Source organism: Pseudomonas sp. FG47, from assembly GCF_057809115.1.
Genome location: NZ_JBMDJI010000022.1, coordinates 71,613 through 83,062, shown reverse-complemented (window position 1 = coordinate 83,062; position 11,450 = coordinate 71,613). Strand labels below are relative to the sequence as shown.

The 11,450-nt window shown below is 63.9% G+C and carries 11 protein-coding genes; 7 read left to right on the top strand and 4 right to left on the bottom strand.

Annotated features, from left to right (window positions below; all coding sequences use genetic code 11):
- Positions 1–117: 117 nt before the first annotated feature.
- Positions 118–1,611 carry a CoA-acylating methylmalonate-semialdehyde dehydrogenase gene (locus tag ACODS5_RS17065; RefSeq protein WP_489109231.1) on the bottom strand — a complete coding sequence of 498 codons (1,494 nt, stop codon included), beginning with the start codon at positions 1,609–1,611 and terminating at the stop codon, positions 118–120.
- 69 nt (positions 1,612–1,680) lie between these two features.
- On the bottom strand, positions 1,681–3,027 hold the full coding sequence (gene aptA, locus ACODS5_RS17060) for an omega-aminotransferase AptA (protein WP_134692419.1): 1,347 nt from the start codon (positions 3,025–3,027) through the stop codon (positions 1,681–1,683).
- A gap of 119 nt (positions 3,028–3,146) precedes the next feature.
- On the opposite strand from aptA, the gene ACODS5_RS17055 reads away from it, so the two are divergent.
- From ACODS5_RS17055 to ACODS5_RS17030, 6 genes are all read left to right on the top strand, one after another.
- A complete protein-coding gene (locus ACODS5_RS17055; RefSeq protein WP_489109230.1) occupies positions 3,147–4,064 on the top strand; it encodes a LysR family transcriptional regulator in 918 nt (305 codons plus the stop codon).
- Positions 4,065–4,149: 85 nt separating this feature from the next.
- Positions 4,150–4,812, top strand: a complete 663-nt coding sequence (locus ACODS5_RS17050) for a TetR/AcrR family transcriptional regulator (protein ID WP_134692423.1) — start codon at positions 4,150–4,152, stop codon at positions 4,810–4,812.
- 9 nt (positions 4,813–4,821) lie between these two features.
- Positions 4,822–5,406: an IMPACT family protein gene (locus ACODS5_RS17045; protein ID WP_134692425.1), complete on the top strand. Its 585-nt coding sequence runs from the start codon at positions 4,822–4,824 to the stop codon at positions 5,404–5,406.
- Between the two features lie 372 nt (positions 5,407–5,778).
- On the top strand, positions 5,779–6,465 hold the full coding sequence (locus ACODS5_RS17040; RefSeq protein ID WP_489109229.1) for an SDR family oxidoreductase: 687 nt from the start codon (positions 5,779–5,781) through the stop codon (positions 6,463–6,465).
- Positions 6,466–6,585: 120 nt separating this feature from the next.
- Positions 6,586–7,941, top strand: coding sequence for an 8-oxoguanine deaminase (locus ACODS5_RS17035; RefSeq protein WP_489109228.1), 1,356 nt, complete (start codon positions 6,586–6,588; stop codon positions 7,939–7,941).
- Positions 7,942–8,022: 81 nt separating this feature from the next.
- Complete coding sequence (locus ACODS5_RS17030; RefSeq protein WP_134692431.1) at positions 8,023–8,973, top strand: adenosine deaminase; 951 nt, start codon at positions 8,023–8,025, stop codon at positions 8,971–8,973.
- Here the strand turns inward: ACODS5_RS17030 and ACODS5_RS17025 are convergent.
- Positions 8,970–9,680 carry an ArsR/SmtB family transcription factor gene (locus ACODS5_RS17025; RefSeq protein WP_489109227.1) on the bottom strand — a complete coding sequence of 237 codons (711 nt, stop codon included), beginning with the start codon at positions 9,678–9,680 and terminating at the stop codon, positions 8,970–8,972. The genes ACODS5_RS17030 and ACODS5_RS17025 overlap by 4 nt on opposite strands.
- Positions 9,681–10,056: 376 nt before the next feature.
- Between ACODS5_RS17025 and ACODS5_RS17020 the strand changes: the two genes are divergently transcribed.
- Positions 10,057–10,254 carry a hypothetical protein gene (locus ACODS5_RS17020; protein WP_489109226.1) on the top strand — a complete coding sequence of 66 codons (198 nt, stop codon included), beginning with the start codon at positions 10,057–10,059 and terminating at the stop codon, positions 10,252–10,254.
- Here ACODS5_RS17020 and ACODS5_RS17015 read toward each other — a convergent pair.
- Positions 10,205–11,386, bottom strand: a complete 1,182-nt coding sequence (locus tag ACODS5_RS17015) for a multidrug effflux MFS transporter (protein ID WP_134692438.1) — start codon at positions 11,384–11,386, stop codon at positions 10,205–10,207. The genes ACODS5_RS17020 and ACODS5_RS17015 overlap by 50 nt on opposite strands.
- Positions 11,387–11,450 lie beyond the last annotated feature (64 nt).

The following is an 11,450-nucleotide window of genomic DNA, read 5'->3' as shown; positions in this document are numbered from 1 at the left end:
GGGCGGCGCTCGATCTCATAGGCGCTGAATGCCTAACGGCGGACACCTCTCACCGCAAACACAACTTCCAGACGGACACCTCTCAACCCCAAGCCCCCGTCGCCACTTCCCTACCCCTTACAAGCTAGGAAACGCAAACTGCGACGCCTCATGGCTGGCCCGCTGCGGCCAGCGCTGGGTAATCGCCTTGCGCCGGGTATAGAAGCGCACCCCATCCGGACCATAGGCATGCAAGTCACCGAACAACGACCGCTTCCACCCACCAAAGCTGTGATAAGCCACCGGCACCGGCAGCGGTACGTTCACCCCAACCATGCCCACCTCGATCTCATCGCAGAACAACCGCGCCGCCTCACCGTCACGGGTAAAGATGCAGGTGCCATTACCGTACTCGTGCTCGTTGATCAGCTGCATCGCCTGCTCCAGGCTGTTCACACGAACAACACACAGCACCGGGCCGAAGATCTCTTCCTTATAGATGCGCATCTCAGGCGTGACATTGTCGAACAGCGTGCCACCGACAAAGTAGCCATCCTCGTTACCTGCCACACGATAGCCACGACCATCGACCACCAGCTTGGCGCCAGCGGCAACACCCTCATCGATGTAGCCAACTACCTTGTCGCGGGCCGCGGCAGTCACCAACGGCCCCATGTCCAACCCACAGGAAGTACCGGCACCAATCTTCAACGCCTTGATCTGCGGTTCCAGCTTGGCGATCAGGGCATCGGCCACCTGGTCGCCCACGCAGACCGCCACCGAGATAGCCATGCAACGCTCGCCGCACGAACCATAGGCAGCGCCCATCAGCGCGCTGACCGCATTGTCCAGGTCGGCATCGGGCATCAGTACCGCGTGGTTCTTCGCGCCGCCCAGGGCCTGCACACGCTTGCCGCGCTTGGTGCCCTCGGCATAGATGTACTCGGCGATCGGGGTCGAACCGACGAAGCTCAGTGCCTTGACCTCCGGCGCCTCGATCAGCGCATCGACCGCCTCTTTGTCGCCATGCACGACGTTCAGGATGCCCTTCGGCAGGCCAGCTTCGAGCAGCAGTTGCGCGATGAACAGCGTAGAGCTTGGGTCACGCTCGGAAGGTTTGAGAATAAATGCGTTACCACAGGCGATCGCCAGCGGGTACATCCACAGCGGCACCATGGCCGGGAAGTTGAACGGGGTGATACCGGCAACGATGCCCAGCGGCTGGAAATCCGACCAGGCATCGATGTTCGGCCCGACATTACGGCTGTACTCGCCTTTGAGCACTTCCGGAGCCGCGCAGGCGAACTCGACGTTCTCGATACCACGCTTGAGCTCGCCGGTGGCGTCCTCCAGGGTCTTGCCGTGCTCCTCGCTGATCATCTGCGATATCTTCGCCTCGTTCTGCTCAAGCAGCTGCTTGAAGCGGAACATCACCTGGGCACGCTTGGCCGGCGGAGTGTTGCGCCAAGCCGGGAAAGCGGCCTTGGCCGAGTCGATGGCCTGCTGGACGGTGGCACGGCTGGCCAGTTCGACCTTGCGCACGGCCTGCCCGGTGGACGGATTGAAGACCTCGGCGGTGCGCTCGCCCTTGGTGACCAGCTCGCCGTGGATCAGGTGCTGAACAATGCTCATGCAGAACTCCAGATAAAGAAAGTAGAAGCAGGCGCGCAATTCACGCGCCTGACGTCAAAAGCGGAAAGATCAGTCGACCTTGTTCAGGGCTTCGCCTACGGCATCGAACAGACGGTCCAGCTCCTGCGGCTGGGTATTGAAGGTCGGCCCGAATTGCAGGGTGTCGCCGCCGTAGCGCACATAGAAGCCGGCTTGCCACAGTTTCATCGCCGCCTCATATGGGCGCACGATGGCGTCACCGTCGCGCGCGGCGATCTGGATGGCGCCGGCCAGGCCGTAGTTGCGGATGTCGACGATGTTCTTGCTGCCCTTGAGCCCGTGCAACAGCTGCTCGAAGTGCGGCGCCAGCTCGGCGGCGGACTGCACCAGGTTTTCCTTTTGCAGCAAGTCCAGCGCGGCGATACCGGCGGCGCAAGCCACCGGGTGCGCCGAATAGGTGTAGCCGTGGGGGAATTCCACCGCGTACTCGGGCGTCGGCTGGTTCATGAAGGTCTGGTAGATCTCGCCGGTGGCGATCACCGCGCCCATCGGGATGGCGCCGTTGGTGACCTGCTTGGCGATGCACATCAGGTCCGGGGTCACGCCGAAGGCTTCAGCGCCGGTCATCGCGCCCATGCGGCCAAAGCCGGTGATCACTTCGTCGAAGATCAGCAGGATATTGTGCTGGGTGCAGATTTCACGCAGGCGCTTGAGGTAACCCTTGGGCGGCGGCAACACGCCAGCCGAGCCGGCCAGCGGCTCGACGATCACCGCGGCAATGTTCGAGGCGTCGTGCAGCTCGATCAGCTTGAGCATTTCGTCAGCCAGGGCGATACCGCCCTCTTCCGGCATGCCCTTGCTGAACACGTTGGCCGGCAGCACGGTGTGCGGCAGGTGATCGACGTCCAGCAGCTGGCCGAACAGCTTGCGGTTGCCGTTGACGCCGCCCAGGCTGGTGCCGGCGATGTTCACTCCATGGTAGCCGCGAGCACGGCCGATGATCTTGGTCTTGGTGGCCTGGCCTTTCAGGCGCCAGTAGGCACGCACCATCTTCAGCGCGGTGTCGGCGCACTCGGAGCCGGAGTTGGTGAAGAACACGTGGTTGAGGTCACCCGGCACCAGGTTGGCGATTTTCTCAGCCAACTGGAACGCCAGCGGGTGGCCGAACTGAAAGGCCGGCGAGTAGTCCAGGGTCGCGACCTGGCGGGCGACCGCCTCGCTGATCTCCTTGCGGGTGTGCCCGGCGCCGCAGGTCCACAGGCCCGACAGGGCGTCGAACACCTTGCGGCCCTTGTCGTCGACCAGGTAATTGCCTTCGGCCGCGACGATCAGGCGCGGGTCGCGCTGGAAGTTGCGGTTGGCGGTGTAGGGCATCCAGTGGGCGTCCAGCTTGAGCTGGCTGGCGATACCGGTATGGGCGGTCTCGGGCATGTTCATCGGGCGGTTCCTCGAAAGACGATTAGGCAACGATGGATGTTGTTGCAGCTAAATTGGCACGGCGATAAAGTCCAGAAAACCCAACATTTCTAACCTTCATTCCGCAGCGTGCTAAACATATGAGCCGACGTCCCGATCCCCTCGCCCAGGTCAGCGATTTTGATATCCGCTTGCTGAAAATCTACCGCAGCGTGGTGGAATGCGGCGGCTTCTCGGCGGCTGAAAATGTTCTGGGCATCGGCCGTTCGGCGATCAGCCAGCAGATGAACGACCTGGAGCAACGTCTTGGCCTGCGCCTGTGCCAGCGCGGGCGCGCGGGGTTTTCGCTGACCGAGGAAGGTCGCGAGGTTTACCACTCGGCCCTGCAACTGCTCAGCGCCCTGGAAAGCTTTCGCACCGAGGTCAACGGGCTACACCAGCATTTGCGCGGTGAACTGAACATCGGCCTCACCGACAACCTGGTAACCCTGCCGCACATGCGTATCACCCACGCCCTGGCCGAGTTGAAGGACCGCGGCCCGGACGTGCGCATCCAGATCCGCATGATCGCCCCGAGCCAGGTAGAGCAGGGCGTGCTCGACGGCAGCCTGCATGTCGGCGTGGTGCCACAGACCAGCCCGCTGTCGGGACTTGAGTATCAGCCGCTGTACAGTGAGCGCTCGCTGCTCTACTGCGCGGTCGGCCACCCGCTGTTCTACGCCGACGACCAACAAATCGACGACCTGCGCCTGAACAGCCAGGATGCCATCGCCCCAACCTTCCGCCTGCCCGCCGATATCCAGGCGCACTACCAGGCCCTGCACTGCACCGCCAGCGCCTCGGACCGTGAAGGCATGGCCTTCCTGATCCTCACCGGGCGCTACATTGGCTACCTGCCCGACCACTACGCCAGCTTCTGGGTGCAACAAGGCCGCCTGCGCGCGCTCAAGCCTGCGCAGCGCTTCTACGACCTGGGCCTGAGCTGGGTGACGCGCAAGGGACGGCGACCGAACCTGGTGCTGGAAAGCTTTTTGGACAACCTGGCTGCGACGCGTTGATACCCATCTGAGCCGCAAATGCTTGTCACTTCGGCACAGGCAGGTAATCTGTCGGACATTCGTAACGACCCGTCCGGAATCGTCCATGACCCTAGAAGTCCCTGCGCATCGCTCCCCCGCCTCGGGCAAGCCCGCCGGCCGCATCCGCCAGAAGAACGAGCAGGCCATCATCCAGGCCGCCGAAGACGAGTTCGCCCGCCACGGCTACAAGGGCACGAGCATGAACACCATCGCGCTCAAGGCCGGCTTGCCCAAGGCCAACCTGCACTACTACTTCACCAACAAGCTGGGCCTGTACATCGCCGTGCTGAGCAACATCATCGAGTTGTGGGACAGCACCTTCAACGCCTTGAACGTCGAGGACGACCCGGCCGAAGCGCTGAGCCACTACATTCGCACCAAGATGGAGTTCTCCCGGCGCAACCCGCAGGCCTCGCGCATCTTCGCCATGGAAGTAATCAGCGGCGGCGAGTGCCTGAGCGAGTACTTCAGCGCCGACTACCGCGACTGGTTCCGTGGCCGCGCCGCGGTTTTCCAGGCCTGGATCGACGCCGGCAAGATGGACCGGGTCGACCCGGTGCACCTGATCTTCCTGCTCTGGGGCAGCACCCAGCACTATGCCGACTTCGCCACCCAGATCTGCCAGGTCACCGGCCGCAGCCGCCTGACCAAGCAGGACATGGAAGACGCCAGCAACAATCTTATCCACATCATTCTCAAAGGCTGCGGCATCACCACGCCCGCCTGACCCGGACCTATGCCTTCTACCCTGCTCGAGCTCTGCGAGTTCCGCGAGGACATTCGCAAGAGCCGCTTCATCACCCTCGCCGGCCCGATCAGCAGCGCCGCCGAGGCGATGGCCTTCATCGAACGCCACAGCGACCTGGCGGCCACCCACAACTGCTGGGCCTGGAAACTCGGCGCCCAGTACCGCAGCAGTGACGATGGCGAACCCGGCGGCACTGCCGGCCGGCCGATCCTCGCCGCCATCGAGGCCCAGGATTGCGACCAGGTGGTCGTCCTGGTGATCCGTTGGTACGGAGGCATTCAGCTAGGCACCGGCGGCCTGGCCCGCGCCTATGGCGGTGGTGCCAACAAGTGCCTGCAACAGGCGCCGAAGCGGCTGCTGGTGCAACGCAGCGAATTCAGCTGCAGTTGCAGCTTCAGCGAGCTGGCGTTGCTCAAGCTGCGCCTGGCCGAGGCGGATGGGCTGGTACTGGACGAACGGTTCACCGCCAATGGCGTCGACCTGCAGATCGCCCTGGGGGACGCACACCTCAATACCCTGCAACAGCAGTTGGCCGACCTCAGCCGTGGGCGGATCCTGCTCGAACGCCGCTGAAGGTTGCCCACAACTACTGTGGGCGTGCCTGTGGATAAGCTTTGGGCATTTTAGTGCAGGCCTTTACCGACAAGGCCTGCAAGGCTTTGAGCATATTTTGATCACAGCCGTATGACAGGCGTGCAAACCGAACGGGATCAGTTAGTTATCCCCAGGCGTTGAGCAGAACTGCGCCCGCCACCTGCTGTTTCAAGACGTTGCGCTTGCACACAGATACTGTGGAGCAGCTTGTGGATAACCCGTGCGGCGATGCGCCAGACCCCGTAATCACGGGGCTTGCGCCGAACTGATCATTTTCTGACCAGGCCGGGCATCGAGCCCTGGTCTGGAGTATGCTCCTGAGCCAGCACCCACCTTTTCAGGAGCCCCGCAATGACCGCACAGAAAACCGCCCTGATCATCGGCGCCTCACGTGGCCTGGGCCTCGGCCTGGTGCAGCGCCTGCGCGAGGACGGCTGGAACGTCGTCGCCACCGTGCGTGATCCGCAAAAGCCCGGCGCGCTGGCCGAGGTACCTGGTGTGCGCATCGAACGCCTGGAAATGAACGACACCGCGCAGCTTGACGGCCTCAAGCAACGCCTGCAAGGTGAGGTATTCGACCTGGTATTCGTCAACGCCGGAGTCATGGGCCCGCTACCGCAGGACCTGGAGCGCGTCCAGGCGCAGGAAGTCGGCGAGCTGTTCATGACCAACGCCGTGGCGCCGATCCGGGTCGCCCGCCGCCTGGCCGGCCAGGTACGCCAAGGCAGCGGTGTACTGGCGTTCATGAGCTCGATCCTGGGCAGCGTGACCATTCCCGACGGTGGCGAGATCTGCCTGTACAAGGCCAGCAAGGCCGCGCTCAACTCGATGATCAACAGCTTCGTGGTCGAACTGCAGCGCCCCGACCTGTGCGTGCTGGCCATGCACCCGGGCTGGGTGAAGACCGACATGGGTGGCGACAACGCCGAGATCGACGTGCTCACCAGCACCCGCGGCATGCTCGCGCAGATCAAGGCGCAAAGCGGCAAAGGTGGCCTGCGCTTCATCAACTACCAGGGCGAGGCGCTGACCTGGTGAATTGAAAGCCGCGTGGCGAGGCAGTAGACTTCAAGCCTCGCCCCCGCGGCGAACCTGGATCAGCAGACAGGGCAACACTGAGCTGGCTTACCTGAACCCACTTTCAGAGGAGCCGGCACCATGCCTGCGACCCGTACCTGGTTGAAATCCCCCCTTGCCATCTTCACTGCCAACGACGCCGATGCCAGCGCTGGCCTGGTGATCGAAGACGGCCGCATCACCGAGCTGCTGGCCGCCGGCCAAACGCCCAGCACACCCTGCGATCAAGTGTTCGATGCCCGTGAACATGTAGTGCTGCCTGGCCTGATCAACACCCATCATCACTTCTACCAAACACTTACCCGCGCCTGGGCGCCGGTGGTCAACCAGCCGTTGTTCCCTTGGCTGAAAACCCTTTACCCGGTGTGGGCGCGCCTGACCCCGGCCAAGCTCGAGCTGGCCAGCCAGGTAGCACTGGCCGAACTACTGTTGTCTGGCTGCACCACTGCCGCCGACCACCACTACCTGTTCCCCGAAGGCCTGGACAACGCCATCGACGTGCAGGTCGAGGCCGTTCGCAAGCTGGGCATGCGCGCCATGCTCACCCGCGGCTCGATGAGCCTGGGCGAGAAGGACGGCGGCCTGCCGCCGCAACAGACCGTGCAACAAGGCGAGGTGATCCTCGCCGACAGTCAGCGGCTTATCCACAGCTACCACGAGCGTGGCGACGGCGCGCGCATCCAGATTGCCCTGGCGCCCTGCTCACCGTTCTCGGTCACCCCAGAGATCATGCGGGCCAGCGCCGAGCTTGCCGAGGAACTGGACGTGCGTCTGCACACCCACCTGGCCGAAACCCTCGATGAAGAAGACTTCTGCCTGCAGCGCTTTGGCCTGCGCACCGTCGACTACCTCGACAGCGTCGGCTGGCTCGGCCCACGCACCTGGCTGGCCCACGGCATCCACTTCAACCCCGACGAGATCACCCGCCTCGGCGCTGCCGGGACCGGCATCTGCCACTGCCCCAGCTCGAACATGCGCCTGGCTTCGGGCATCTGCCCGACCGTGGAGCTGGATGCCGCGGGTGCGACGGTTGGCCTGGGGGTGGACGGTTCGGCCTCCAACGACGCCTCGAACATGATCCTCGAGGCGCGCCAGGCCCTGTACCTGCAGCGCTTGCGCTACGGCGCCGAACGGATCACGCCGGAACGCGCGCTGGGCTGGGCGACCCGCGGCTCGGCCAAGTTGCTGGGACGCGGCGATATCGGCGAACTGGCCGTGGGCAAGCAGGCCGACCTTGCGCTGTTCAAGCTCGATGAACTGCGTTTCTCCGGCAGCCACGATCCACTTTCAGCCCTGCTGCTGTGTGGCGCCGACCGTGCCGACCGGGTGATGGTCGGCGGCCAGTGGCGGGTCATCGACGGCCAGATCGAGGGCCTGGACGTGCAGGGCCTGATCGCCAACCATCGCCAGGCCGCCGCCCAACTGATCGCCGGTTGATGAACCAAGGCCTGGGCGGGCGCATTGCCCGGCCAGGCTCTGTAGAATGGCGGCCAACCGTACCTGATCGAGATTGCACACATGTATGACTGGCTGAACGCCTTGCCCAAGGCGGAACTGCACATGCACCTGGAGGGTTCCCTGGAGCCCGAACTGCTGTTCGCCCTGGCCGAACGCAACAAAGTCGCCCTGCCCTGGGCCGATGTGGAAACCCTGCGCGGCGCCTACGCCTTCAACAACCTGCAGGAATTCCTCGATCTTTATTACCAAGGCGCCGATGTCTTGCGCACCGAGCAGGACTTCTACGACCTGACCTGGGCCTACCTGCAACGCTGCAAGGCGCAGAACGTGATTCATACCGAGCCGTTCTTCGATCCACAGACCCACACCGACCGTGGCATCCCTTTTGAAGTAGTGCTGAACGGCATCAACCAGGCGCTCAAGGATGGCCGTGAACAACTGGGGATCGGCAGCGGCCTGATCCTCAGTTTCCTGCGCCACCTGAGCGAAGATGAAGCCCAGAGAACCCTCGACCAGGCCCTGCCGTTCCGTGACGCCTTCGTCGCCGTAGGCCTGGACAGCTCGGAAAGAGGCCACCCGCCAAGCAAGTTCCAGCGCGTGTTCGACCGCGCCCGCAGCGAGGGCTTGCTGACCGTTGCCCATGCCGGCGAGGAAGGCCCGCCCGAATACATCTGGGAAGCACTTGACCTGCTGAAGATCCAGCGTATTGACCATGGCGTGCGCGCCATCGAGGACGAGCGGCTGATGCAGCGCATCATCGACGAGCAGATCCCGCTGACCGTCTGCCCGCTGTCCAACACCAAGCTGTGCGTGTTCGACCACATGAGCCAGCACAACATCCTCGACATGCTCGAGCGCGGCGTGAAGGTCACGGTCAACTCCGATGACCCAGCCTACTTCGGCGGCTACGTCACCGAGAACTTCCACGCCCTGCACGAGCACCTGGGCATGACCCAGGACCAGGCCCGTCGCCTGGCACAGAACAGCCTCGACGCACGTCTGGTGCGCTAACCCACCTGTCGTGTCGGCAGCCGCGCGATAGCGTTGATGTGCTGCAACCCGGGCGGCGTAAGCTGTACCGCCCGGTTGCCTTCCAGCTCACGCACCCAACCCGACTGCTGGAACAACCGCAACAGCGCCTGCCCCAGGCGCCCCCCCAGATGCGGTCTTTGGTCGCTCCACTCGGTGCAATGGCAAATGATGCAACCGCGCTTGCCATCAGGCACCAAGGCGTCGATGAAGACCCCCAGGGCTGCCAATCGCGCTTTGCCTGCGACACTCACGCACAACTGCTGCTCGCTGCCCTCGAGCCAGCCGTCGGCGAGCATGCGCTGGAACAGGTCGGCCGCCACCTCGCCGCCCAGGTGGTCGCCACATAGACGCGCCTTGCGCATGGACAGCGGGATCTGCAAGGCATCCGCTTTGCGCCCAGCCTCACGCACCTGCAATTGCACGCTGGCAAGCGCCTCCACTGCCGCACCCACCTCGGGGGTGGCCAAGCGGAAATAGCGCTTGCGCCCACGAGGCTCGAAGCGCAGTAGCCCCGCCGTTGACAGCAACGAAAGATGTGCACAGGCTGACGACGTACTGAGGCCGGTGAGCAGCGCCAGTTCATCCGCCGCCCGCGGCGTGCCATCGATCAGCGCCCATAACATGGCACTACGCTTGGGGTCGGCCATCAGGCCAGCGACCTGGCTGATGCTGCAGACTTCGTTCATGAACCTGACGCTCCCTGATGTATCTCGGCTGGTAGGCGGGGAAATGGCGCTATGCCGGGGCAGTATAAAACCACTCGTGGTTGACTTGCCGAGCCCTGTAGGACAGCTCCCGACCGCCCTGTCCCCTCCCTTGCGAACGCAGGCCAAATCGGCTGTTAGCCTGTGATTCCGCCGCTATGGCAGCACGGGGCCAAGTCGCCTTACCGGAGTCGTCAAAAAATCCTATAGATGCGCTCAACAATTACCAGGCACGATGCAGAAAGCTCCCCTCCCCAAACCCGCCATGACCGTCAGTCAGGGTACTGATCCTGGTCATGCCGAGAGCCTGGACTGGCGCTAAACTTCATCCGCTCTCGCTCACTGGAGGTGAATCGCGATGAAGATTGTCGTCAGTGCGTCGAACCGAAACCCTGCTTGCCCTTGGCAGGTCCAGTTGGACCAGCACGTGGTAAGTTTCCGCAACGAAGCCGAGGCACGGGCCTTCGTGGCCTTGCTGGAGACGCGCCTGAACGCGCCTCATGCCCTTACACCGAGCGCCTGGCCTGCAAGCGCCGGGTCAGCATTGCGACACTGACCACCACGGCACCACACAAACTGATGACCAGGGCCATGGGCACCGCGCTGCCGTCATGCAGCACGCCGACCAGAGCCGCCGCGGCCGCCGCAACGCTGAACTGCAGGCAGCCCATCAATGCCGAAGCACTGCCTGCCCGGGCCCCCTGGCCACTCATGGCGCACGCCGAGGCGTTGGGAATGATGCAGCCGAGGCTGGCGATGCAGACGAACAGCGGCACCAGCAACGGCCAAAGCGTCACGGGACGCAGCGCCGCCACCAGCAGCAGCGCCAGCGCCGCGGCCAGGTACAGCCAGACTGCGCGCGCCAGCAAGAACGCCGGCCCACGCTTGGCCAAAAGGCGCGCATTGACCTGGGCCATCAGGATGAAACCAGCGGCATTGGTGCCGAACAGCCAGCCATAGTGTTCGGCAGGCACGCCGTACAGCTTGATGAAGACAAAGGGCGAACCGGCGATGTAAGCGAACATACCGGCTATGGCGACCCCGCCAGTCAGGGCATGACCCACGAACACGCGGTCACCGAGCAGGCGCAGGTACTGGCGCAATGCACCCGATAGCGGCTGGCGCGGCACATGCGTCGGCAGGCTTTCCGGCAGCCCCAGGCCAACGGCCACCAGGCAGGCGGCGCTGAACAGGCTCAAGGCCAGGAAGATCGACTGCCAGCCGGCCACGTTGACCAGCACGCCGCCGAGCATCGGCGCCAGAATCGGCGCCAGGCCCATCACCAGCATCAATTGCGAGAACACCTTGGCCGAAGCCACTGCGTCGCACTTGTCACTGACGATCGCCCGCGACAGCACCATGCCGGCACAGCCACCTAGCGCCTGGACGAAACGCGCCACGATCAGGCTGTCGAGGTTCGGCGCGTAAGCGCAGGCCAGCGACGCCAGGGTGAACAGGCCGACGCCGAACAGCAGCGGGACGCGCCGGCCGAAACGGTCGGCCACCGGGCCGTAGGCCAGCTGGCCAAGGGACAGGCCGAGGAAGTAGGCAGCCAGGGTGGTCTGCACGTGCTTTTCATCGGTGGCGAAAGCGTGCGCCATGGCCGGGAAAGCAGGCAGATAGAAGTCGATCGCCAAGGGCCCGAACGCACTCAGGGCGCCGAGAATCAGCAGGGTTCGCAGGTTCATGGAGAATCCATAGCAGGCTAAGCAAGCGCTTAAGTCTACCTGTACTGGGTGCCCTGGCGATGAA

What these genes read in the sequence shown, in the direction of transcription:
- ACODS5_RS17030 (WP_134692431.1), top strand. Translation starts at nt 8,023, where the DNA reads ATGTATGACTGGCTGAACGCCTTGCCCAAGGCGGAACTGCACATGCAC.
- aptA (WP_134692419.1), bottom strand. Translation starts at nt 3,027, where the DNA reads ATGAACATGCCCGAGACCGCCCATACCGGTATCGCCAGCCAGCTCAAG.
- ACODS5_RS17040 (WP_489109229.1), top strand. Translation starts at nt 5,779, where the DNA reads ATGACCGCACAGAAAACCGCCCTGATCATCGGCGCCTCACGTGGCCTG.
- ACODS5_RS17045 (WP_134692425.1), top strand. Translation starts at nt 4,822, where the DNA reads ATGCCTTCTACCCTGCTCGAGCTCTGCGAGTTCCGCGAGGACATTCGC.
- ACODS5_RS17020 (WP_489109226.1), top strand. Translation starts at nt 10,057, where the DNA reads ATGAAGATTGTCGTCAGTGCGTCGAACCGAAACCCTGCTTGCCCTTGG.
- ACODS5_RS17055 (WP_489109230.1), top strand. Translation starts at nt 3,147, where the DNA reads ATGAGCCGACGTCCCGATCCCCTCGCCCAGGTCAGCGATTTTGATATC.
- ACODS5_RS17025 (WP_489109227.1), bottom strand. Translation starts at nt 9,680, where the DNA reads ATGAACGAAGTCTGCAGCATCAGCCAGGTCGCTGGCCTGATGGCCGAC.
- ACODS5_RS17035 (WP_489109228.1), top strand. Translation starts at nt 6,586, where the DNA reads ATGCCTGCGACCCGTACCTGGTTGAAATCCCCCCTTGCCATCTTCACT.
- ACODS5_RS17065 (WP_489109231.1), bottom strand. Translation starts at nt 1,611, where the DNA reads ATGAGCATTGTTCAGCACCTGATCCACGGCGAGCTGGTCACCAAGGGC.
- ACODS5_RS17015 (WP_134692438.1), bottom strand. Translation starts at nt 11,386, where the DNA reads ATGAACCTGCGAACCCTGCTGATTCTCGGCGCCCTGAGTGCGTTCGGG.
- ACODS5_RS17050 (WP_134692423.1), top strand. Translation starts at nt 4,150, where the DNA reads ATGACCCTAGAAGTCCCTGCGCATCGCTCCCCCGCCTCGGGCAAGCCC.